The 22,686-nt window shown below is 50.1% G+C and carries 24 protein-coding genes, 1 other RNA gene and 2 pseudogenes; 12 read left to right on the plus strand and 15 right to left on the minus strand.

The window, feature by feature from the left end; genetic code table 11:
* Positions 1-236 precede the first annotated feature (236 nt).
* Positions 237-2,006, minus strand: coding sequence for a gamma-glutamyltransferase (ggt, locus tag FAH67_RS09485; protein ID WP_003682360.1), 1,770 nt, complete (start codon positions 2,004-2,006; stop codon positions 237-239).
* A 482-nt stretch (positions 2,007-2,488) separates the two neighbouring features.
* Here ggt and gnd point away from each other — a divergent pair, with 482 nt between their 5' ends.
* Positions 2,489-3,937: a decarboxylating NADP(+)-dependent phosphogluconate dehydrogenase gene (gnd, locus tag FAH67_RS09490; protein WP_039864373.1), complete on the plus strand. Its 1,449-nt coding sequence runs from the start codon at positions 2,489-2,491 to the stop codon at positions 3,935-3,937.
* A gap of 195 nt (positions 3,938-4,132) precedes the next feature.
* Here gnd and FAH67_RS09495 read toward each other — a convergent pair whose 3' ends face one another.
* The gene (locus FAH67_RS09495; RefSeq protein WP_039864375.1) at positions 4,133-5,083 is read right to left on the minus strand and encodes a D-2-hydroxyacid dehydrogenase; all 951 of its coding nucleotides are present in this window, start codon (positions 5,081-5,083) and stop codon (positions 4,133-4,135) included.
* Positions 5,084-5,211: 128 nt separating this feature from the next.
* Between FAH67_RS09495 and FAH67_RS09500 the strand changes: the two genes are divergently transcribed.
* Together FAH67_RS09500 and dinG are read left to right on the plus strand one after the other, a co-directional pair.
* Positions 5,212-5,430, plus strand: coding sequence for a DUF2061 domain-containing protein (locus FAH67_RS09500; RefSeq protein WP_100066443.1), 219 nt, complete (start codon positions 5,212-5,214; stop codon positions 5,428-5,430).
* A 164-nt stretch (positions 5,431-5,594) separates the two neighbouring features.
* The gene (dinG, locus tag FAH67_RS09505; protein WP_003682368.1) at positions 5,595-7,745 is read left to right on the plus strand and encodes an ATP-dependent DNA helicase DinG; all 2,151 of its coding nucleotides are present in this window, start codon (positions 5,595-5,597) and stop codon (positions 7,743-7,745) included.
* A gap of 67 nt (positions 7,746-7,812) precedes the next feature.
* Here dinG and FAH67_RS09510 read toward each other — a convergent pair whose 3' ends face one another.
* On the minus strand, positions 7,813-8,268 hold the full coding sequence (locus FAH67_RS09510; RefSeq protein ID WP_003682370.1) for a GNAT family N-acetyltransferase: 456 nt from the start codon (positions 8,266-8,268) through the stop codon (positions 7,813-7,815).
* A gap of 167 nt (positions 8,269-8,435) precedes the next feature.
* On the opposite strand from FAH67_RS09510, the gene FAH67_RS09515 reads away from it, so the two are divergent.
* Positions 8,436-8,702, plus strand: coding sequence for a DUF3079 domain-containing protein (locus FAH67_RS09515; protein WP_003686685.1), 267 nt, complete (start codon positions 8,436-8,438; stop codon positions 8,700-8,702).
* 83 nt (positions 8,703-8,785) lie between these two features.
* Here the strand turns inward: FAH67_RS09515 and FAH67_RS09520 are convergent, their stop codons facing one another.
* A complete protein-coding gene (locus FAH67_RS09520; protein ID WP_003682374.1) occupies positions 8,786-9,268 on the minus strand; it encodes a dihydrofolate reductase in 483 nt (160 codons plus the stop codon).
* A gap of 190 nt (positions 9,269-9,458) precedes the next feature.
* On the opposite strand from FAH67_RS09520, the gene FAH67_RS09525 reads away from it, so the two are divergent.
* Complete coding sequence (locus FAH67_RS09525) at positions 9,459-10,259, plus strand: factor H-binding protein (protein ID WP_003682377.1); 801 nt, start codon at positions 9,459-9,461, stop codon at positions 10,257-10,259.
* 88 nt (positions 10,260-10,347) lie between these two features.
* Here FAH67_RS09525 and asd read toward each other — a convergent pair whose 3' ends face one another.
* Entirely contained in the window at positions 10,348-11,463 is a 1,116-nt protein-coding gene (gene asd, locus FAH67_RS09530; RefSeq protein WP_003682379.1) for an aspartate-semialdehyde dehydrogenase, read from the minus strand.
* A 242-nt stretch (positions 11,464-11,705) separates the two neighbouring features.
* On the opposite strand from asd, the gene FAH67_RS09535 reads away from it, so the two are divergent.
* The 3 genes and pseudogenes from FAH67_RS09535 to FAH67_RS11910 form a co-directional block, all read left to right on the plus strand.
* A complete protein-coding gene (locus FAH67_RS09535; protein ID WP_003682381.1) occupies positions 11,706-12,278 on the plus strand; it encodes an RDD family protein in 573 nt (190 codons plus the stop codon).
* A gap of 89 nt (positions 12,279-12,367) precedes the next feature.
* Positions 12,368-13,690, plus strand: coding sequence for a murein transglycosylase A (gene mltA, locus FAH67_RS09540; RefSeq protein ID WP_003682383.1), 1,323 nt, complete (start codon positions 12,368-12,370; stop codon positions 13,688-13,690).
* Between the two features lie 57 nt (positions 13,691-13,747).
* A pseudogene (locus FAH67_RS11910) lies at positions 13,748-13,876 on the plus strand (IS5/IS1182 family transposase); the annotation flags it as partial.
* A 26-nt stretch (positions 13,877-13,902) separates the two neighbouring features.
* Here the strand turns inward: FAH67_RS11910 and rnpB are convergent.
* Both rnpB and mtrF read right to left on the minus strand, forming a co-directional pair.
* Positions 13,903-14,264, minus strand: an RNA gene (rnpB, locus tag FAH67_RS09545) — RNase P RNA component class A.
* Between the two features lie 268 nt (positions 14,265-14,532).
* Positions 14,533-16,101, minus strand: coding sequence for an AbgT family antimetabolite efflux transporter MtrF (gene mtrF, locus FAH67_RS09550; protein WP_115287658.1), 1,569 nt, complete (start codon positions 16,099-16,101; stop codon positions 14,533-14,535).
* A gap of 331 nt (positions 16,102-16,432) precedes the next feature.
* Between mtrF and FAH67_RS09555 the strand changes: the two genes are divergently transcribed.
* Positions 16,433-16,645 carry a hypothetical protein gene (locus tag FAH67_RS09555; RefSeq protein ID WP_039864380.1) on the plus strand — a complete coding sequence of 71 codons (213 nt, stop codon included), beginning with the start codon at positions 16,433-16,435 and terminating at the stop codon, positions 16,643-16,645.
* Positions 16,646-16,737: 92 nt separating this feature from the next.
* On the opposite strand, the pseudogene FAH67_RS09560 reads toward FAH67_RS09555, so the two are convergent.
* The 6 genes and pseudogenes from FAH67_RS09560 to FAH67_RS09585 all read right to left on the minus strand — a co-directional run.
* Positions 16,738-16,845 (minus strand): annotated as a pseudogene (locus tag FAH67_RS09560) (multidrug efflux system transcriptional repressor MtrR); the annotation flags it as partial.
* A gap of 1 nt (position 16,846) precedes the next feature.
* Complete coding sequence (locus FAH67_RS09565; protein WP_039864381.1) at positions 16,847-17,080, minus strand: hypothetical protein; 234 nt, start codon at positions 17,078-17,080, stop codon at positions 16,847-16,849.
* 13 nt (positions 17,081-17,093) lie between these two features.
* The gene (gene ruvA / locus FAH67_RS09570) at positions 17,094-17,678 is read right to left on the minus strand and encodes a Holliday junction branch migration protein RuvA (protein ID WP_003682396.1); all 585 of its coding nucleotides are present in this window, start codon (positions 17,676-17,678) and stop codon (positions 17,094-17,096) included.
* Positions 17,679-17,776: 98 nt separating this feature from the next.
* Complete coding sequence (locus FAH67_RS09575) at positions 17,777-18,496, minus strand: septal ring lytic transglycosylase RlpA family protein (protein WP_003682399.1); 720 nt, start codon at positions 18,494-18,496, stop codon at positions 17,777-17,779.
* A 48-nt stretch (positions 18,497-18,544) separates the two neighbouring features.
* Positions 18,545-19,009, minus strand: coding sequence for a tRNA (uridine(34)/cytosine(34)/5-carboxymethylaminomethyluridine(34)-2'-O)-methyltransferase TrmL (trmL, locus tag FAH67_RS09580; protein ID WP_003682402.1), 465 nt, complete (start codon positions 19,007-19,009; stop codon positions 18,545-18,547).
* A gap of 63 nt (positions 19,010-19,072) precedes the next feature.
* The gene (locus FAH67_RS09585; RefSeq protein ID WP_039864384.1) at positions 19,073-19,789 is read right to left on the minus strand and encodes a ComF family protein; all 717 of its coding nucleotides are present in this window, start codon (positions 19,787-19,789) and stop codon (positions 19,073-19,075) included.
* Here FAH67_RS09585 and bioH point away from each other — a divergent pair.
* From bioH to FAH67_RS09600, 3 genes are all read left to right on the plus strand, one after another.
* Positions 19,788-20,534, plus strand: a complete 747-nt coding sequence (gene bioH, locus FAH67_RS09590) for a pimeloyl-ACP methyl ester esterase BioH (protein WP_003682404.1) — start codon at positions 19,788-19,790, stop codon at positions 20,532-20,534. The genes FAH67_RS09585 and bioH overlap by 2 nt on opposite strands.
* 55 nt (positions 20,535-20,589) lie before the next feature.
* Positions 20,590-21,384 (plus strand): class I SAM-dependent methyltransferase, encoded by a 795-nt coding sequence (locus FAH67_RS09595; protein ID WP_112890713.1) that lies wholly within the window; start codon positions 20,590-20,592, stop codon positions 21,382-21,384.
* Positions 21,385-21,577: 193 nt separating this feature from the next.
* The gene (locus FAH67_RS09600; RefSeq protein WP_002242605.1) at positions 21,578-21,769 is read left to right on the plus strand and encodes a DUF4926 domain-containing protein; all 192 of its coding nucleotides are present in this window, start codon (positions 21,578-21,580) and stop codon (positions 21,767-21,769) included.
* A gap of 99 nt (positions 21,770-21,868) precedes the next feature.
* On the opposite strand, the gene FAH67_RS09605 is transcribed toward FAH67_RS09600, so the two are convergent.
* Positions 21,869-22,117, minus strand: coding sequence for a BolA family protein (locus FAH67_RS09605; protein WP_003686612.1), 249 nt, complete (start codon positions 22,115-22,117; stop codon positions 21,869-21,871).
* A 125-nt stretch (positions 22,118-22,242) separates the two neighbouring features.
* A complete protein-coding gene (locus tag FAH67_RS09610; RefSeq protein ID WP_094192864.1) occupies positions 22,243-22,572 on the minus strand; it encodes an FKBP-type peptidyl-prolyl cis-trans isomerase in 330 nt (109 codons plus the stop codon).
* Between the last annotated feature and the right edge of the window lie 114 nt (positions 22,573-22,686).

Consider the following 22,686-nt stretch of genomic DNA (forward strand, 5'->3'; position numbering starts at 1 on the left):
TAGAAAATAGATAAAGCAGTCCAATGAAAAGGCCGTCTGAACCTTTCAGACGGCCTAAATCATGTCATTTTCCACAAGTAATTATCCACATATCTATCCCTTTTATCTTATTGAAAAATAAAAATATTAAAATTTAACATTATTCTTATACACATCTTATCCATATATTTTCCCAAACTAAAAGGCCGTCTGAACAACTAGGTTTCAGACGGCCTTTGCATGTCAAACCGATAAAATCAATCGCCCATGACCCTACCTTCACGGCGCGGGTCGGCGCCGCCGAGCAAACCGTCTTTGCCGATCACAATGCCTTGTACGCCGGAATTCAAATCGCGGATTTGGACTTTGTAGCCTAATTTTTCCAACGCAGCCGCTTTATCCGCAGCCGCTGTTTTATCCTCAATCTCATACTGGCTGCCGCGATTGAGCATATTCGGCAGTGAAATTGCCGTCTGAATGTCCATACCCCAGTCGATATGCGCCACCAGCGTTTTGGCGACGAAGCCGATGATGCGGCTGCCACCGGGCGAACCGACCGCCAGATAAGGCTTGCCATCTTTCATCACAATGGTCGGCGCCATCGAAGAACGCGGCCGTTTGCCGCCCGCCACGCTGTTGGCAACGGTTTTACCGTCCTCACCAACAGGGTTGAAGGCAAAATCAGTTAATTCGTTGTTGAGCAGATAGCCGTTTGCCATCAGCCCCGAACCAAATGCGTTTTCAATCGAAGTCGTCATCGATACAACGTTGCCGTCTTTATCCACAACCACCAAATGGCTGGTGGACGGCAGCTCGACCGCCATGCCTTGTGCGTATTCCTTGCCGAACTTGCCTGCCTGAATAGTTTCCAATGCCTTATCAGCTTTGCGGATTTCTTCGGCACGCGGTTTCAAATAAGCCTGAGAAATCATGGCTCGGGTCGGAACATTCACAAACGCAGGATCGCCGACATAATAATCGCGGTCGGCAAACGCAATCCGCGACGCATCGCCTATCCAGCGCCAACTGTGGATATTTTCCGACCCCAATGCCTTCATATCCTGATTCTGCAATACGCCCAAAATCTGCCCCAAAGCGATGGCGCCGGAACTTGGCGCGCCCATGCCGCAAACTTCGTATTCACGATAGGGCGCACAAACCGGTTGACGCTCGATAACTTGATAGTTTTTCAAATCCGCCATACTGATTTTGCCGGGATTATCCACAGCACCGGTAACGGCACGGACAATATTCTGCGCCTGCATTCCCTGATAAAACGGCGCACTGCCTTTTTCCGCCAACAGGCGTACGGAACGCGCAAATTCAGGGTTTTTCAACACCGTTCCCGCTGCCAAAGGCTTACCGTCAGGCAGGAAATAGGCGGCGGTTTGCGGATAACGTTGCAAGGGTTCTAGATTCTGCTCGATGGATTTCGCCATACGCGGAGAAACGGCAAAACCTTGTTCCGCCAAAGTAATCGGTTTCTTAAACAAACTTGCCCACGGCAATTTGCCGTAACGCTTATGGACATCTTCCAGCAGCTTCGGAATCCCCGGCACACCGACCGAACGGCCGCCGACCACTGCTTTCATAAAGCCCATCGGTTTGCCGTTTTCGTCCAAGAAAAGTTCCGGTGTTGCCGCTTTCGGCGCTGTTTCACGGGCATCAAACGTCGTCAGCTTTTTCGCTTTATTATCCCAATACACCAAAAACGCACCGCCGCCCAATCCAGAAGACTGCGGCTCAACCAGTCCCAAAGTTGTCTGCATGGCAATCATCGCATCTATCGCGCTGCCGCCGCGCTTCAAAATTTCATAACCGGCTTCAGTTGCCAGCGGATTGGCAGACGCCGCCATATAATGTTTGGCGCGGATTAATTTCTGTTCCGTCAGCCCTGTTCCTTGCTCCGGCGCATGGTTATCCACAGATACGGAGGACAGGGCAACTTGAGGCTTTTGAACCGGCTGTTGCGCACAAGCGGCCAAAATCAAAACGGATAACAGGTTAATACTAAAGGAAAACTTCATATACACACCCTTATTGAAATATTTTCAGACAGCCTTTTTCCAACTTAAACAAAAGGAAATATGAAAATAGCTTGAAATAAAAAACCATTTGACTATTTCTCTAGTCAATCAGTTCCAATTGGAGAAGTATAAAACAAGCTAAGATTGTGCACAGGCAAAAAGTTACCCACAGAATGGAGCAGCAGGAAAATTTTATCCACATCTGCAAACAAGGCCGACCTTACTTTATCCTCATCAAAAAATATCAACTAAGTATTTGAAAATCTTTTGTAATCAAAGTTATCAACAAGCTGGGGCAGCACTCAATATCATCTTCTATTTATTATTTAAAATCTAATTTATAGTTTGTTTTCCCAAAGAAAAAGGCCGTCTGGAACGTAAAGGCATCTTTTCAAAAAATTAAAAAGTTAAGAATTGTTAAAAAGTTGTAAATCAGCTAGAGTTACGCTTGATAAATTTAATCAATAATGGAGTTTCACCAAATGAAAGGCGACATTGGCGTTATCGGCCTTGCCGTGATGGGGCAAAACCTGATTCTCAACATGAACGACAACGGTTTTAGAGTTGTCGCATTCAACCGTACGACCAGCAAAGTAGATGATTTTTTAAACGGCGCAGCCAAAAATACCAATATTATCGGCGCATATTCACTGCAAGATTTGGTTGATAAATTAGAAAAACCACGCAAAATCATGATGATGGTGCGCGCTGGTTCTGTTGTTGACGATTTTATCGAGCAACTCGTTCCGCTTTTGGAACAAGGCGACATCATTATTGACGGCGGCAACGCCAACTATCCCGATTCTACTCGCCGCACCCACGAGCTGGCGGCAAAAGGCATCCGTTTTATCGGCGCGGGCGTTTCCGGTGGCGAAGAAGGCGCGCGTCACGGCCCTTCTATCATGCCCGGCGGCGATGAAGCCGCATGGCCTGCTGTTAAACCGATTTTCCAAGCCATCTCCGCCAAAACGCCTCAAGGCGAGCCTTGCTGCGACTGGGTTGGCCGCGACGGTGCGGGCCACTTCGTCAAAATGGTGCACAATGGCATCGAATACGGCGACATGCAGTTGATTTGCGAAGCGTACCAATTCATGAAAGACGGTTTGGGCCTGTCTTATGACGAAATGCACCAAATCTTCAACGAATGGAACAAAACCGAACTGGATTCTTATCTGGTTGAAATTACCGCCGCGATTTTGGGTTATAGAGATGAAAACGGCGAACCTTTGGTCGAAAAAATCCTCGATACCGCAGGTCAAAAAGGTACAGGCAAATGGACCGGCATCAATGCCCTCGATTTGGGTATCCCGTTGACCCTGATTTCCGAAGCCGTATTTGCACGTTGCGTGTCCGCGTTTAAAGACCAACGCGCCCAAGCAAACAGCCTGTTTGGCAAAACCATTACCCCGATTGAAGGCGACAAATCCGCATGGGTGGATGCTTTGCGCCAAGCCCTGTTGGCATCCAAAATCATTTCTTATGCACAAGGCTTTATGCTGATCCGCGAAGCCAGCGAAAACAATGATTGGGCATTGAATTATGGCAATACTGCCCTCTTGTGGCGAGAAGGCTGTATCATCCGCAGTGCGTTCTTGGGCAACATCCGTGACGCATACGAAGCCAATCCTGATTTGGTGTTCTTGGGTTCCGATCCTTATTTCAAAGGCGTGTTGGAAACCTGTCTGCCTGCATGGCGTAAAGTGGTGGCCAAAGCGATCGAGTGCGGTATTCCGATGCCTTGCATGGCTTCTGCCATTACCTTTCTTGACGGCTATACTTCCGAGCGTCTGCCGGCCAACCTGTTGCAAGCGCAACGCGACTACTTCGGCGCGCACACTTACGAGCGTACCGACAAACCGCGCGGCGAGTTCTTCCATACCAACTGGACAGGCAAAGGCGGCGATACTGCTTCAACCACATACGATATTTAATTTGCCTGAGCAAATAAAAGGCCGTCTGAGTATTTCAGACGGCCTTTTTATAGGGTTATCCACAATGAAGAATGAAACAATTTAAAGTATTTAATAGATAACTTTATGAAATAAATAAGGATTAATAAAGGCTGTCTGAATATTTCAGACGGCCTTTAAAATTGTTCACAACCTTATCAACAGGTTTTCCATAGATTAAACCAGATTTTGCGGATTACCGGCCACAAAGCGGTTGATGTTGTCCAAAAGGATGTCAAACAGGCGGTTGGCGGCCTCTTGGCTTGCCCATGCAATGTGTGGCGTGACGATGAGGTTGGGCAGTCTGGCTTTCAGCAGAGGGTTGCCGTCGCGCGGCGGCTCTTGTGTCAATACGTCAAAACCTGCCCCGCCGATTTGGCCGTATTTCAACGCCGCAACCAAAGCGGCTTCATCAACCAAACCGCCGCGTCCGCAGTTGATGAGGATGGCGCCGGGTTTCATTTGCTGCAATTCGGCTTCGCCTATCATGTTGGCCGTTTGCGGCGTGAGCGGGCAATTAAGCGATACAACATCGGCAGAGCGGATGGCTTCGTCAAAGGAAACATAGCCGTCGCGGACGCTTTGGGCATTTTTATGTTCGGCGAACACGACATTCATTTTGAAAGCCTGAGCATAAGTTGCCAGCGTTTTACCGATATTGCCGCGACCGAAAATCGCCAGCGTTTTACCGTTTAAATCGCGCATCGGTGCGCCGAGGTGGCAGAAAAACGGCGAGTTTTCCCACAAGCCTGCCGCAACGTCGCGCTGATAGGCAGGCAGGTTGCGCATCAGGGTAATCATCATCATAAACGCGTGTTCCGCCACGGATTCATTGCCGTAAGCGCGGATATTGCACACTGCCGTGCCGTTTTGTTTGGCCGCCTCAACGTCCACATTGTTGACGCCTGTCGCGGTAACGGCAACCAGCTTGAGTTGTGGATTTTCGGCAAATGCTTGGGCGGAAATCACGACTTTGTTGGTAATCACAATGTCTGCGCCGCGGATACGCTCTAAGGTTTCGTGCGCTTCGGTTGTGCCGTAGCTGCTCAATGTATGTGGAAAATCAAAATCAAACGGGCGGTTGACGAGGGTATTGCGGTCGAGGACGATAATATGGAGTGGGTTCATAAAATTCCTATCAAAAATAAAATATCGATTTATAAAATCTAAATCAGGATAAAGGATTTAAAATATACGCGTTAGTTGATAATAATTATTATGTAGCGATTAAAACATCAATGTATCAGGAAAACAGCATGATTAAAACCATTACATTTGCTATTTTGCATTTCAGCGTCGCATTTGGTGTCGCCTATATTCTGACCGGCAGTATCGGTGTTTCCAGCGCGGTTGCTTTGGTCGAGCCCATCGTCAATACCGTCGTCTTTTATTTTCACGAAAAAGCGTGGAACCGCTACGAGAAAAACAAATCCGACAAGCAAAAATTGTGGGTGCCCCTGCATCAGTGCGGCTAAAGTTTCAGACGGCCTTTTGCTTGATTAAAACCGATTATGCCTTTGCGGTTCGTCCATTGCCATCAAAATGCCAAACCCTAAAATAGAGTAAGACTTTACGAAGGCTTCATGAAGGTAAAAATGCTAAAATACGCTATTCTTGCAAACCCATTCAGACGGCCTCAATGCTCACCGACTTAGAAAAAAACGCCATCCGCGACCATTACCAAAATATCGGCAAAAACCTGCCCGGTTTCCGTCCGCGCGCTTCGCAGCGGGAAATGATTGCGGCGGTTGCCAACGCTTTTTCGCGGACGTTGACGCGTGAAGAAGGCGAAGAAGCGCCCAAACGCGAGGGCGAGAGCATTGCCGTGATCGAAGGGCCGACCGGTGTGGGTAAATCGTTGGCCTATCTTTTAGCCGGCGGCATCATGGCGCAAACGCGCGGCAAACGGCTGATCGTCAGCAGCGCGACGGTGGCTTTGCAGGAGCAGTTGGTTGACCGCGACCTGCCGTTTCTGGTCGAAAAAAGCGGTTTGGATCTGAGCTTCGCGCTTGCCAAAGGACGCGGCCGCTATCTCTGCCCCTACAAACTCTATCAACTCACGCAAAGCAACGCCCAGCAAAACCTGACGGGCTTTGAAGCTCCGGAAGTGTTGTGGGACAGCAAGCCCAAGCCGGAAGAATTGAAGCTGCTGCGCGACATCGCCGACGAATTTTCCGCCCGACGGTTCAACGGCGACCGCGACACTTGGCCGGAAAAAATCGATGACGCGATTTGGCTCAAAGTTACCAACGACCGCCACGGCTGCCTGAAAGCCGCCTGTCCCAACCGCGCCGAATGCCCGTTCTACCTGGCACGCGATATGTTGGAAACCGTCGATGTCGTCGTTGCCAACCACGATCTTCTGCTTGCCGACATCAGCATGGGCGGCGGCGTGATTCTGCCCGCACCCGAAAACAGTTTCTATTGCATCGACGAAGCGCACCACCTGCCCAAAAAAGCCCTCAACCGCTTTGCCGCCGAGCATTCATGGAATATTGCCGTTTGGACGCTGGAAAAACTGCCGCAGCTTACCGGCAAAATTGCCGCGCTGACCGATAAAGCCGAACTTGCCAACCTTGCCGACGAAGCCGCCGCATCCTTGCTCGACAGCCTGCACGAATGGCAGTTCCATTTGGCGGAAGAGCCGTCTTTAAGCTTAGGGTCGTCTGAAAACGACAGGCGAACCAACAGCGAACCGACTTGGCTGTGGGAAGACGGCAAAATCCCCGAAGGCCTCGAAACCACCGTTTCCAATACGGCCGTTGCCGCGCGCAGCCTGCTCAAACACGTTATCGGGCTGAACGATGCGCTTTCCGCCGCGCGCCGCGAAAAAGAACAGGACGGCGCGCTCCTCGACCGCCTGACCGGCGAGTTCGGCCTTTTTATCGCCCGTATCGAACAAATCAGTGCGGTTTGGGATTTGCTCTCCACCGTCCCCCTCGAGGACGAAGAACCGCTGGCAAAATGGATAACCCGCCGCGCCGACGACAAAAACGACTATATTTTCAACGCCAGCCCCATCAGCAGCGCGTCCCACCTTGCCAACAGCCTGTGGCGGCGCGCGGCAGGCGCAGTGTTGACCTCCGCCACCCTGCAATCCTTGGGCAACTTTAACCTGATGCTGCGCCAAACCGGGCTGCAATGGCTGCCCGAAACCACCACCCTCGCCCTCAAAAGCCCCTTTAACTTTGAAAAACAGGGAGAACTCTACATCCCTCCCATATACGCCAGCCCCAAAGACCCTGATGCGCATACGGCCGCCATTGTCGAATGGTTGCCGAAGCTGGTTTCGCCGGTTGAAGCCATCGGCACGCTGGTGTTGTTTTCCTCGCGCAAGCAAATGCAGGATGTCGCCTTACGACTGCCTGACGAATACTTGCCGCTTCTGCTCGTACAAGGCGAATTGCCCAAAGCCGTCCTCCTGCAAAAACACCACCGTGCCATAGAAGAAGGCAAAGCCAGCATCATCTTCGGACTCGACAGCTTTGCCGAAGGACTCGACCTGCCCGGCACCGCCTGCGTGCAAGTCATCATCGCCAAGCTGCCGTTTGCGATGCCCGACAACCCCATCGAGAAAACCCAAAACCGCTGGATAGAACAGCGCGGCGGCAACCCCTTCATCGAAATCACCGTCCCCGAAGCCGGCATCAAACTCATCCAAGCCGTCGGCCGCCTCATCCGCACCGAGCAAGACTACGGCCGCGTAACCATCCTCGACAACCGCGTCAAAACGCAACGCTACGGCCAACAATTATTGGCCTGTCTACCGCCGTTTAAACGGATAGGGTAGTTGTGGATAATTTAAAAAAAAGGCCGTCTGAAACCAAATATTCAGACGGCCTTTTATTCTTTTTAAGCTATAAATCCAATTTCATGACGGATACGGTTTCCCCGTTGTGCCAAGTCTGGGTGATTTCTTTCCAGCCGAACTTTTCATACACGGCCTGCACATCCGGCGTATAGAGAAACAGATGCGGCAACCCCAGTTCGCGTACTTTATCCAGGCAAAACGAAACCAGCTGCCTGCCTACGCCCAAACCGCGAAACTGCGGTAAAACGAACACATCTCCCAGCCAATATTCGTATTCGGGAAAACACGCCATATCAAACCGCTTTAATGCCGCCGAACCCATCAGCCGCCCTTCGTTATCCACAGCCGCAAACGCCAGCGGCAAGTCATCCCCATTAAGGCACTGCGCGTAATACGCACGGATTTTGTCCAGAGACGACCACGGCGCAAAATCGTGCCATTCCTCAAACAGCGCGAGGGCTAAAGGTTCGACAAATTCAGGCTTCAGACGGCATATGTTCATATAGGCTCCTCTTGTTGTACCGCATAGGGATAGTTTTTACAGTATAGGCCGTCTGAAAGGTTAACACATCTTAAAAAATCAGCGTAAAACACGATAAACCCGCCGCCGGCCCCATTCAAATCACTTATAATTCTGTCCGTACCGCACACAAACAAAAGAAGAACACCATGGCCAAGAAATTTCCCATTTTCCCGAAAAATCCCGAGCGTATCTGCTGGGGTTGCGACAAATACTGCAAAGAAGACGATTTGCAATGCGGCAACGGTTGCGAACGTATCCAACATCCCATTGAGTTGGACGGCCGCGACTGGTATAAAAAAGGCGACTGGAGCAATTTGTTGAGCGAAGAGCAGCAAATCGAACTTGGACTGAAAGAAGCGCCCAAACCGGCCAAACCGCATATCAAGCTGCCTTTGAAGAACAAAACGGCTTAAACGGTATGCCGTAAACAAACGAGATAAAAAAGGCCGTCTGAAACCTGAAAAACAGGGTTTCAGACGGCCTTTGCATTGTCGGATTATGCCTTCACATAATGCACAAACGCGTATTCGATACCTTTGGTGGAAACATGGTTTTCCCGAGAGGCTTCTTGCCATGTTTCTGCGGAGAATTCAGGAAAAAACGCATCGCCGTCCACATCCAAACCGACTTCGGTCAAACGCAAATCCGTGGCAATCGGCAGGGCTTGTGCATAAATTTGCGCGCCGCCCATGATGATGACTTCTTCAACCCCCTGACACAAAGCCAGCGCATCTTCCAAAGAAGCCGCCGTTTGCGCACCTTCGGCCTGATAATCTTGGCGGGTGATGACGATATTTTGACGGCCGGGCAATGGCTTGCGCGGCAGAGATTCCCATGTTTTGCGGCCCATAATGACGGGTTTGCCGGTGGTGTAGGATTTGAAAAAGGCAAAATCCTCGGGCAAATGCCAAGGCATGGTGTTGTTGATGCCGATACAGCGGCGGGCGGCATAGGCGGCGATAAGGGTGATTTTCGGCATAATGAAATCCGTTTGTAAAATAAAATGATTATAGCGGAAGGGATGCTGGATTAACGGAATATCCGTTGTTTTAAAAATGTTTCAACATTTATGAAATAGATATTTAAAATGCTTAATTTTGACAAAAATCATTTATTGTTCATTTTTTTAGGTATAATAAATATCATACCAAATAAAAAGGAAAAAAATAATGAAAACCCTCCGCATTTCTGCTTTGACTGCTTCCCTGTCTTTGATGTTGGCTGCCTGCGGCGGCGCAACAAGCGGCTTGTCGAATGCCGTGACCGAACCGCTCAATACGCATCCGAAAGGCGTGTTGTCCGTTGAATTGAACGAATCCGTCCCTGAAAACGGTACGTTGGAGCTGACGGCCAACGGTAAAACGCAAACCCTGCAAAAAGGCGGCAAACTCGATACCGGCTTTTTGAAAACCGATAAAGTATCTTCTTACGACTACGCCCAAAAAAAAATTGAGGTAAACGGCCAAGTCATCACTTTGGAAATGGGCGACTTCCAAGTGTATAAACAAAATTATTCCACTGTTGCCGCGCGTTACGCCAAACAAAAAGCCGATAAAGCGGGCAAGCTGCAAAACCTCGATACATACACATTCACCGTCGGCGAAGTCCAAGGCGATGAAACTGCATATCACAATTTACCCAAACAAGGCAGCTATCAGTATTCGGGTATTGCGTTTAACGGCGATGACAACAGCGGCCGTCTGAAATACACCGTCGATTTCGATAAAAAACAAGGTCACGGCAAAATCAGCAGCATGGCTCCCGACAATAATGTCGACCTGCTTGCCGCAGGTATTGTCAATGTTGACAATAAAGCCACCATCAGCGGTAAAACCAGTTTGAATAGAGTGGAAAACGGCCATTATGATTTGAAACTCTTCGGTCCGCAGGCTGAAGAAATTGCCGGTAAGGCGCAAATCAAAGTTGGCGATTCCACCAAAGAAATCGGTTTGGCCGGTAAGAAAGAATAGGAAAAAGGCCGTCTGAAAGGTTCAGACGGCCTTGTTGTGACAAAAAAAGCAACGGCTCAAACCGTTGCTTTTTTCATGCCAACCTAAATTACAGGCTGCCCAAGATAATGCGCAATACGCGGCGCAACGGCTCGGCAGCACCCCACAAGAGTTGGTCGCCGACAGTGAATGCGCTGATGTATTCGCCGCCCATCTCCAGTTTGCGGATACGGCCGACAGGAACAGACAGCGTGCCGGTAACTTTGGCGGGTGTCAGCTCGTGGATGCTGGCTTCTTTTTCGTTAGGGATGACTTTCACCCAGTCGTTTGCACCTGCCAAGATGGCTTCGATTTCGGAAACGGGCAGGTCTTTTTTCAGCTTCAGGGTGAGGGCTTGGCTGTGGCAGCGCATAGAGCCGATGCGTACGCACAAGCCGTCGATTACGGTCGGATTATCGCTACGGCCGAGGATTTTGTTGGTTTCCACACCACCCTTCCATTCTTCTTTGGATTGGCCGTTGCCCAAGTCCACGTCAATCCACGGAATCAGGCTGCCGGCGAGCGGTACGCCGAAGTTGGCTTTCGGATAGTCTTCGCTGCGCAAGAAATCGGACACTTTGCGGTCGATGTCGAGAATCGAGCCGGCAGGATCGGCAAGCTCGTCTGCCACTTTGGCGTGAATCGCGCCCATGCCGCTGATGAGTTCGCGCATGTTTTTCGCACCCGCGCCGGAAGCGGCTTGGTAGGTCATGCTGGTTGCCCATTCAACCAAATCGTTTTGGAACAGGCCACCCAAAGCCATCAGCATCAGAGAAACGGTACAGTTGCCGCCGATGTAGTTTTTCACGCCGTTTTTGAGGCCGTTGTCGATAACGTTGCGGTTGACAGGGTCGAGGACGATAATCGCATCGTCTTTCATGCGCAGGGAAGAAGCCGCGTCAACCCAGTAGCCGTTCCAGCCGCTGTCGCGCAGGGCTTGGAATACGGATTTGGTGTAATCGCCGCCTTGGCAGGTAACGATGATGTCCATTTTTGCCAATTCGGCAACATCGTTGGCATCCAACAATGTTTTGGCTGCCTGACCGAAATCAGGGGCAGCGCCGCCGACGTTGGAAGTGGTAAAGAAAAACGCTTCGGGAATGTGGGCGAAGTCGTTTTCTTCTTGCATACGCTGCATCAAAACCGAACCGACCATGCCGCGCCAGCCGACGAAACCTACTTTCATATGCTACTCCTTGAGAAGAAAATCCTGATAAGTTTTATAGTGCATTAACAAAAATCGGAACGGCATTGCCTGCCGCTTTGTTCAGATTTTTGTTAACCCACTATAACAAAGGGGAAAACAAGTGTTTTAACGCCGTCTGCGGAAAATGTAAAGGTTTTTATCGAAATTTTTTAGAATGATGGAAAAATAGGTTAAGATGGCAATGAAATTGCATCTCATTAAATAGCACAGAGGAAGGTTAAATGAGCGAAATCAATTTGTCGGATTTTCCTAAAACGGAAGTAGTGGATGTCCATATTGCTTCGCCGGGGGCGAGGGTTGCGGCATATTTGTTGAATAATTTGTTTAATGTTTTGATATGGGTACCATTCATTGTGATGGTAGTTTTCACTTTTGATGAAAGCAAAGAATTGGTTTCGGAGTCTTCTCTTTCTAATCCCCCTGAATATTTTGCCATAACATTTTTTATTTCTTTGGCTGTCTATTTGGTTTTTGGTATCTTCCAACTGTATTACATGAGCCGGTACGGTCAGTCTTTAGGTAAAAAAATTATGGGTATCCGGGTGTTAAAAAGTGACGGTAGCAATCCGGGTTTTGGTGGTACGGTTTTGATACGCGAAGTGGCTTGGTCATTTATTGTCGGTATTATAGTCATTGCAGTAATGTTGGCAGTAAATGAAACGGGTGGAGATTTGGTTTCTCTGCTTATGGCTTTCATCAACTTCATCATGCTCTTCTCCGTCAAACGCGACCGCCGCACGCTCTACGATATGCTGGCCGATACGGTTGTCGTCAAATTACCGCCACGCCGATAAATGGCTTTTTTGTGTTAAAATCAGCACTTTCCAACATAGGCCGTCTGAAAACTATTTTTCAGACGGCCTTTCGACACGCTATTGATTCCATGAAAAAACATCTGTACCGCATCACGCTCGTCAGCATTGCCGCAGCCATTCTTGCCGCCTGCCCGAGCAAAAGCATTAAAAATCTTCCCGAAATCGACACCAGCGTTATCAAAGGCCCTGACCGCCCCACCGGTACGCCTGATCCCATCGGTACGACAGTGAGCGGGGGAGGAGCAAACTACACCGTTGTTTCCTACAACGAACTGCCGCACTGGAGCACCCAACACTTCGCCAAAAGCTTGCAATCTTTCCGCTTAGGCTGTGAAAAACTCAAAAACCGCCAAGGCTGGCAGGACGTTTGTATCCAAGCCATGCAAACGCCGGCGCACCATTTCCAAGCCAAGCACTTTTTCGAGCGCTATTTCACCGCATGGCGCGTCGATAACGGCGGCAATCCTGCCGGCACCATTACCGGCTATTACGAACCGGTTCTGCACGGCGACGACAAGCCCACAAGCCAATCCCGTTTCCCTATTTACGGCATTCCGAACGATTTTGTTTCCGTTCCGCTGGCTGCAAACTTGAGAGGCAGCAAAGCCACCGTCCGCATCCGCCAAACCGGCCAAAACAGCGGCGTCATCGACAATAGCGGCACATACATGGCCGATTTGTCCAGATTCCCGATTACAGCACGCAGCACTGCGCTGAAAGGCCGTTTTGAAGGCAGCCGTTTTGTTCCTTACCACACCCGCAGCCAAATCAACGGCGGCGCGCTTAACGGCAAAGCGCCGATTTTGGGTTATGCAGATGATCCGGTCGAACTTTTCTTTATGCACATTCAAGGTTCAGGCCGTCTGAAAACGCCGTCCGGCAAATACATCCGCGTCGGATTTGCCGATAAAAACGAACATCTGTATGTTTCCATCGGCCGCTATATGGCGGACAAAGGCTATCTGCCGCTGGGTCAGACCAGCATGCAGGGCATCAAGGCCTATATGAAGCAAAACCCCGGCCGCCTTGCCGAAGTTTTGGGACAAAACCCAAGCTACGTCTTCTTCCGCGAGCTGACCGGCAGCAGTGATTCCGGCCCGGTAGGCGCATTGGGTACGCCGTTGATGGGCGAATACGCCGGTGCCATCGACCGTCACTACATCACGCTTGGCGCACCATTATTTGTCGCCACTGCCCACCCGACCACCAAAAAAGCCCTCAACCGCCTGATTATGGCGCAAGATACCGGCAGTGCGATTAAAGGCGCGGTCCGTGTGGATTATTTCTGGGGCTATGGCGACGAAGCAGGCGAAGTGGCCGGCAAAATGAAAACCACCGGCTATGTATGGCAGCTCCTGCCCAACGGCATGAAACCGGAATACCGTCCATAAACAGCGGTTTAAAAAAAGGCCGTCTGAAACCAAGATTCAGGTTTCAGACGGCCTTTTTATAGTGGATTAAATTTAAATCAGGACAAGGCGACGAAGCCGCAGACAGTACAGATAGTATGGCAAGGCGAGGCAACGCCGTACTGGTTTAAAGTTAATCCACTATATTTCTATAAAAATGCGGCAGGTTTTTAAAACCTGCCGCGGTATGGGGACATACAGCTCGGACGGTAAGCCGGGTTCTGTCGCGGACAGTCATTCCTCTAGGCACATCATTGCTGGTGTGCTCAAGCAACCTACCCGAACGCTCGGCGAGCAGCGTCATCGCGTTCTGTTTGGTCTTGCTCCGAATGGGGTTTAGCCTGCTGCGCTTTGTTACCAAATGCACGGTGCGCTCTTACCGCACCTTTTCACCCTTACCTGTTTTGCCCGAAGGCAATCATCGGCGGTATTGCTTTCTGTTCCACTTTCCGTCGCGTTGCCGCGCCCGGCCGTTAGCCGGCATTCTGCTCTATGGAGCCCGGACTTTCCTCCCCGTATGCCTTACGCGATACGCGGCGACTGTCTGTCCGACCTGTATGAGGTGCGGATTATAGCACAGTCGCCATAAGGTTCAGACGGCCTGATATTTATTTTTCCTTTTCAAACGCCATTCTGGGCAAACCGGTTTTCTGTATCTTTTCGCAAGCCGGGCCGTCTGAATATTTAGCGGCATTCGCCTGCTTGCCGACACGCTTGCCGCAGCGGAAAAAAAGGAAGAGGCCGGAGCAGCATAACAGGATAGAAAGACAAATGCCGTCTGAAAGCAGCAAATAGGTTTTCAGACGGCATTTTGTTTATCGCATTTAAGGTGCCGGATAGAATGTGGGCGCACCGGGACCGACGGGCAGTCCCAAAACAAATACCCAAATGCAGAATAAGGCAATCCAAGCAATCAAAAAGAAGGCGGAATACGGCAACATCATAGAAATCAGCGTACCCACGCCCGCATCTTTTTTGTATTTGATCACCGTCGCCATAATCAGCCCGAAATAACTCATCATCGGCGTAATAATATTGGTAACGGAATCACCGATGCGGTAAGCGGCTTGAATGACTTCGGGCGCGTAGCCGGCCAACATCAGCATAGGGACGAAAATCGGCGCAGTTACCGCCCATTGCGCGGAGGCGGAACCTATCATCAGATTGATAAAAGCACAAATTAAAATAAAACCGATAAACAACACGCTGCCGCCCAAGCCGACTTCTTTTAAGAACGTCGCCCCTTTAACGGCAATATATTGCCCAATATTCGTCCAATTAAAAAATGCGACAAATTGTGCGGCAAAAAAGATGATGACCAAATAAAGCCCCAGAGTACTCATCGATTCGGCCATCGCATTAACGACTTCCTGTTCGCCGCTCAAACTTCGGGTTACCCGGCCATAAACAATGCCCGGCAGTGCAAACAACAAGAAAATAAAAACAACAATCGATTTTAAAAACGGCGAACCGGAAACCAATCCTGTTTCAGGATGACGCAAAATACCGTCGGCAGGGACGATGCTCCAAGCCAATAGGGCGGATAAGGCAACAAACACCACGCCAGCCCAAATTAATCCTTTATATTCCAAAGGCGTGATTTCATTGGAATGCCGAATGTCTTTTTCTTCTTGTGACAAATCTGATTGATAAGGACCCAATTGCGGTTCGACGATTTTTTCAGTAACAAAATAACCAATCAAAGCAATCACAAACGTACTGGCTACCATAAAAAACCAGTTGGCTTCAGGGCCTACGACGTAGTCGGGATGGATGATTTGCGCCGCCTGTTGGGTGATGCCTGCCAAGAGCGGATCGATTGTGCTTAAGAACAGATTGGCCGAATAACCGCCCGAAACGCCGGCGAAAGCCGCAGCCAGACCGGCAAGCGGATGGCGGCCGAGGGAATGAAAGATGATGGCGGACAAAGGGATTAGGACGACATAGCCCAATTCAGAAGCGGTATTAGATAAAATCCCTGTAAAAACAACCATAAAAGTAGTGAGTTTGCGTGGGGATTTTGTGAGCAATAAGCGCATTAATGCGGAAATCAAGCCCGATTTTTCCGCAATCCCCACGCCCAATAAAGAAACCAACACCGTTCCCAACGGCGCGAAACCGGTGAAATTTTTAACGGTATGCGTCAGGATTTTGATCAAACCGTCGGCATCGAGCAGGCTGACAACGTAAATCAAACCGTCATCGGCACGTCCTTTCGCACCAACAGGGCGCGGATCGGGGACGGATAGTCCGAAATACGCACCGACGGCAGAGGCAATCAGCAATAACACAATGAAAATAATAAAAAGCGTAACCGGATGCGGCAACATATTGCCCAGCCATTCGACTGTGCGTAAAAATCGCCCGCCCCGCCGCGTATCGGTTTGATTCATCTGTTTCTCCTTAAAAAAATATATCGTGTGCATTAAATTTTTGAATGTAACATGAAGTGTTTTGTAAGCAAACTAAAATAATCGCATATGTATATAACCGCAATAGATTAAAACAGAAAATGCCCTCATCGTTATTATCGTAAAGGCGGGAATCCGAAAGCTCGACGTTAAAGCCTTATCAGGAATGACTGGAACTCAAAAAACGGTTTCCCGCTTTCGCGGAAATGGCGGGATTTTCGGTTTTTATTTGCAAAAATGCCGGAGAAGAATGCAGTTTACATTTTGAATGGTATTGTTATTAATTGTAAATAAATATTGGAAGGTAAATGATATGAAAAATGAAATTCAAAAAATTATGGACAAATATGATCCATGGCATGAAGATGATTTTGAGGCGTATGAAGACATTGCCAAAGATGTATCGTTGATGACAGATAAAACGTTCATTGAACATTATTTGTTGGAAGTTTATTCAGAAGAAAACGGACATTTTGACCAAGAGAATATCCATGCGATGATAGGGGAAATTAAAAATGCAATTTAGTGAATATGTATTTTTAGAAGAAGGCTTTGTGTCATTTTGATGCCGTCTGAAAGGGTTTGTTCGTTTCAGACGGCATTGTTACCAAGGCTTGATTATTTCCAGCGCAGGTCGGGATGGTTTTCCAAGTTGTCCATCATTATCCTGATGATGCGCGGGGCGGTTTTGTCCAAATCGAAATTTTCTCCGGAAGAAAGCCAACGCCTATTCGTAACGGTAAACCCGGTGCGGATAGACGGGATAAGCCGGATTGTTGTGAACGGGTTGGCTGTCTTGGTAAATGACGGTCGTTCCCGGCGGGGCGTTGATGGTCACGGTTTTGTTGACGGTGGTTTGCGAGTGGACGGGCAGGTCCAAGACGGCGGTGCGCCCATACGGAGTCTCGGTATAGACGCACGCGCTCAGCAAGAGGGTGATGCTCAGTGCCAATGCCTTCATGTTTCAGACGGCCTTATTTGAGCAGGTTTTTCAAGGCCAGGCGTACGCCTTCGCCGACTTCCGTACCTTTGGGAATACCTTTGGTGGCGGCTTTGGCTTCGCGTTCGTTGTAGCCGAGGGCAAGCAGGGTGTTGATGATGTCTTGGCTTTCGTCGGCAACGGCAGCAGGGGCAAACAGGCCGTCTGAAACGGTATGGGACACGAGTTTGCCGCGCAGTTCCAATACCATGCGCTCGGCGGTTTTCTTGCCGATGCCGGGGGCGGAGGAGAGGCGTTTGACGTCTTCTTCGGCGATGGCTTGCGCCAGCTCGTCGGCATTCATGGCCGACAAAATGCCCAATGCGGTTTTGGCACCGATGCCGCTGACTTTGACCAGTTGGCGGAAGGTGGCGCGCTCTTCGGCTGATGCAAAGCCGAACAATAAATGCGCGTCTTCGCGGACGACAAGTTGGGTGTAAAGATGGACGGTTTCGCCAATGGGGGGCAGGTTGTAGAAAGTCTGCATGGAAACGTCGGCTTCATAACCGACGCCGTTGATGTCGATAACGACCTGCGGCGGATTTTTCTCAATCAATTTGCCTGTGAGCCTGCTGATCATGGTGTTCCCCTGTGATTAAAAAAGGCCGTCTGAAACCTTGCAATCGGGTTTCAGACGGCCTTGTATTGTATCAAACTTCAGCGGTAACGCGGACGAAATCAGATGGCGGATGCCAGGTTCAGATGACGGGCGCGTTCGCCTGCTTCGGCGGCACGTTCTTGGCTGCTGAACGGACCCATTTTGACAACGTATTCGTAGTTGCGTTTTTCAAGCATGATTTTGCTGTCGGACGGCAGGCTTTGTGCGGTTTGGTTCAAATAGGCTTGCGCTTCGCGTTGGGTACCGAAGGATTTCAAATCAACAAAAAATTCTTTGTTGTTTGGGGAAATAATGGTTTGAGCGGCGGTTTGGCCGGGGATGATCTGCTCAACTTTGACGTTGGCCGTGCCTTGGTTGATGAAACCCAATTGTTGGGCGGCGGCTTTGGAAACATCGATGACGCGTTTGCCGTGGAAAGGGCCGCGGTCGTTGACACGGACGATGACGCTTTTGCCGTTTTGCATATTGGTCACGCGTGCGTAGCTGGGAATAGGGAGGGTTTTGTGGGCGGCGGAGAGGGCGTTCATATTGTAACGCTCGCCGCTGGAAGTTTTACGGCCGTGGAATTGGCTGCCGTACCATGAGGCTTTGCCGGTTTGGCTGAAAGAGGAAACTTTGGTCAGCGGCGTGTAGCGTTTGCCGGCAACTTTGTAACTGCGGTTGGCAGAAGGATGCAGTTTTTCGACTCGGACCACGCTGTCGGCGACGGCGGCATTGATGGAAAGGACGCCGATAGTGGCGGCGGCTAGGGAAAGGAGGGTTTTTTTAGTAAAAGTCAAAACGGGTTCCGTTCTTGAGTTGATAATGCAGCGGTTTCAGACGGTCTGTTATACGCCGCCGGCAAAACCGTTTTGTCGCCATGCTTCAAACAAAATGACGGCGACGGTATTGGAAAGATTCATGCTCCTGCTGTCGGGCATCATCGGCAGGCGGATTTTTTGTCCGGCAGGCAGGTTGTCGAGAACTTCGGCAGGCAGGCCGCGTGTTTCGGGACCAAACAGCAATACATCGCCTTCGCGGAAGGAAACTTCGTCGGGGCGGGTAGAGCCTTTGGTGGTCAGCGCGAAAATGCGGCGGCCTTCGAGTGCCTTGAGGCAATCATCGAAATTCTCATGTACCGTCAGTTTGGCAAACTCGTGATAATCCAAACCCGCGCGTTTCATTTTGGACGAATCCAGCGGAAACCCAAGCGGTTTGACCAAGTGCAAATCGGCACCGGTATTGGCGCACAGGCGGATGATATTGCCCGTATTGGGCGGGATTTCGGGTTGGTACAAAACTATGGTAAACATATAAATCAATCACTTATAGAGTGGCATAATGCCGAAATGTTCCATGGGTGTCAAAAATTTTAGCTATTTTTTCATTGGCGGCCGTGCCAAACTCCAGCAAAAAATCTTACCTGCGCCTGATTTTTTCAGCGTTTTCGCCAATTCGTTTAAAGTCGATCCGGTAGTGAAGACATCATCAATTAACAGAATATTACACGCCTTCGGCAATTCGGCTTTGATTTTAAATGCATTCTTGATATTTCGCAGACGTTCGTCGCTTTTCAGCGTACTTTGCGGCTCGCCATGCCGTCTGAAAACCGTGTGGCGCGGCAGCAGTGTCCAGCCGTAGCGTTTTGCCAAAATATCCGTCAACGCCTCGCTTTGGTTGAATCCGCGCTTGAGCCGCCGCTCTTTGCTCAAAGGCATGGGCAGGACGAAATCGAAGTGTTCCGTCGCCAGCCAGTCCGGTGCGTTTTGGAACATCAAATCCGCCAACGGACGGCTCATGCCCAAATCGGCCAAGTGTTTCAGCTCGCGTATCATGCTGCTGACGGGCGGTTCGTAATACAGCGAGGCCCACATTCTATCAAATGCGGGCGGCTTTTTCTGACAACTGCCGCACACTGCCCCGCCTGTGATATGGCGGAAACACAAAGGGCAGCTTTGTGCCGCGTCGATAAAATATTCCGTCAAATCGTTTGCGCAGCCTCGGCAAAGGCCGTCTGAAACGGAATCGTGGCATAATACGCAACGTCGCGCATTGAGCTGTTTCAAACTGCGCCACCAAGAAAGAACATTCATGCCACACTCCACCAAAAAAGTTTATCTGATACACGGTTGGGCGGCGAACCGCCATGTATTCGACGATTTGATACCGCGTTTGCCTGCCGATTGGGACGTCCGCGCGCTGGATTTGCCCGGACACGGCGATGCGCCTTTTGCCGAACCGTTTGATATTGCCGCCGTTGCCGAAGCCTTTGCCGGACAAATCGACACGCCGGCACACATTCTCGGCTGGTCGCTGGGCGGATTGGTTGCCCTATATCTGACCGCGCTTTATCCCGACAAAATCCAATCGCTCTGCCTGACGGCAAGTTTTGCCCGATTGACTGCCGACACGGATTATCCCGAAGGTTTGGCGCAACCTGCCTTGGGCAAGATGGTCAGCGCATTCCAGCAGGATTATGCCAAACATATTAAACAGTTTCTACAACTGCAACTGCTGCACACGCCGCATTCGGGCGAAATCTTAAACCGGGTGCTGCCCGATTTGGCACGCTGCGGCACGCCTTCCGCCTTACAGGCCGCGCTTGAAGCGGTCAATCATGCCGACGCGCGTCCGTTATTGCCGCTTATTCAAACGCCGTCATTGCTGGTGTTTGGACAGAAAGACGCCATCACGCCGCCGCGCATGGGCGAATATTTACACCGCCATTTGAGCAACAGCGAGCTGGTCCTTATCGACAAAGCCGCACACGCGCCCTTTTTAAGCCATGCCGACGAATTCGCCGAAACCTACCGCAATTTTGTCGAAAAGGCCGTCTGAAACAGCCTTAAACCATAAAAACATTGTCGGGCAAAGCCCGCTGACACGACCCACCATGACCGAACAAGACAAACGCTGGCAGATTCACCGCCATCTTGCCCAAGACACCGACGAGCGCCTGCAGCTGGTCCGCAATGTACCCAAACGCATCATGCTGATTGGTGCCGATGCCGACATCAGCCGCAGCCTGCTGGCCGCGCGTTATCCCGCCGCCGTGTTTGAAGAATACGATCCGAATGCCGACTTTTTGAAAACCGCCGCCGCCGCGCGCAAAGGCGGTTTCTGGCAGAAGCTGACCGGCAAAACCATCCCGCAGCATTGCCAAGCCCTGACCGCGCCGTTGCCCGAAGCATCCGCCGATATGTTGTGGGCCAACCTCAGCCTCAGCCGCGCCGACGATATTTTGCCGGTATTGAAAAACTGGGCCGTTGCTTTGAAAACCGACGGATTATTGTTTTTCACGCACTTTGGCCGCGACAGCCTGAGCGGGCTGACAGGCCGTCTGAACCATGAAGGCATCGAATGCGAAGCGCCCACGCTGATTGATATGCACGACTTGGGCGATATGCTCGCCGACAACGGCTTTTACGATCCGGTAACCGACACGGCCAAGCTTGAGTTGAGCTATAAAAAAGCCGGAACGTTTTGGCAGGACATGGAAACCTTGGGATTGTGGAATGCGTTGAAGTTCAGCAATCCGCAAGCGGCCAAGGAATGTGTGGATAAGATTTTTGAAAACGAAGGCCGTCTGAACATCACGCTTGAAACCGTGTACGGCCATGCCGTGAAGAAATTGGTGTTGCCGCAAGGGGAGAACGTGGTGCAGTTTTTCCCGAAACGGCAGGGCTAGTTTGGCGGTTGTGCCGGTAGGGTTGACACAGCGATTGTGTGTTGTCGAATGCAGTTTGTCGTTTGTATCGATTGCCTGCGCTGTTTAACTGGACCTAATGGGAAAACAGCCATTGTAACTACAGGCTGGATTTTAGTGCCTGGATCTGAAATTCCCAAAATGACAACCGTTTTAGTAAAATTAGGTGCCAATAATGAATTTAAATGATGTTGTAAAGCTTAAAGTAAAACAGCCCAATAGTAATGTACCTGAAGGTAGTATAGGTACAATAATCGAAGTTCTTCAGGAATTGCCATCTGCTGTTTTTGAAGTGGAATTTATAAATAAAAATGGCGAACTAATCGATACATTAACGCTAGCAGAATGTGACATAGAGCCAGCGTAACCTGTGCAATTAATGCGAACTGTTAAATGGTAGGGTGGGCAATATGTATGAAAAAGGCCGTCTGAAAAGTTTTCAGACGGCCTTTTGTTTGATTCCAAATTAAGCCTGTTTGGCAGCCCATTCGGCCGGGGTGGCGGCAACGGAAATCGACAGCGCGTGCAATTCGTTGCTTTCGAGTTGCGGTTTGAGGCCGTCTTTAATCAGGCGGTGGCGGGCGAGGCGGGCTTTGCCTTCAAATGAGGAGGAAACGATTACGGCGAAGAAGTGATGGCCGTCGCCTTCGACTTCGACGTGTTCGCAAGGGGTAACGCCTTCAATCAGGGTTTTGACTTGTTCGGGTAAAAGCATGGGGGATCCTTGGGAAATGGTTTGCTTGTAAAAGAGGGCATTATACCGAATCTTGATAAAACAGGCCGTCTGAAAAACCAAACTTCGGGTTTCAGACGGCCTCGGTCTTTTGAAGCGTCAAATGCTTATTCGTACACTTTCAGCAGCTCGACTTCAAAAATCAAGGTCGCGTGCGGAGGAATCACGCCGCCGGCACCGTGTGCGCCGTAGCCCATTTCGGAAGGAATGGTCAGCTTGCGTTTGCCGCCTTCTTTCATGCCGCCGAAGCCTTCGTCCCAACCTTTAATCACTTGGCCGACGCCCAGAGTGATGGTCAGCGGTTGACGGCGGTCGAGGCTGGAGTCGAATTTGGTACCGTCTTCCAACCAGCCGGTGTAATGTACGGTGATTTCTTTGCCTTTGACGGCTTCTTTGCCGTGACCTTCTTGCAAGTCTTCAATAATCAGGCTCATGATGTTCCTTTCGGATGTATGGTGAAAATCGGATCAAGATTACCATATTGTGTGGAATCGTGAAACAAAGATGCCCATATGCCCGGCAACAAAAAGGCCGTCTGAAACGGATTTTCA

This window comes from Neisseria flavescens (genome assembly GCF_005221285.1).
Classification (GTDB): Bacteria; Pseudomonadota; Gammaproteobacteria; order Burkholderiales; family Neisseriaceae; genus Neisseria; species Neisseria flavescens.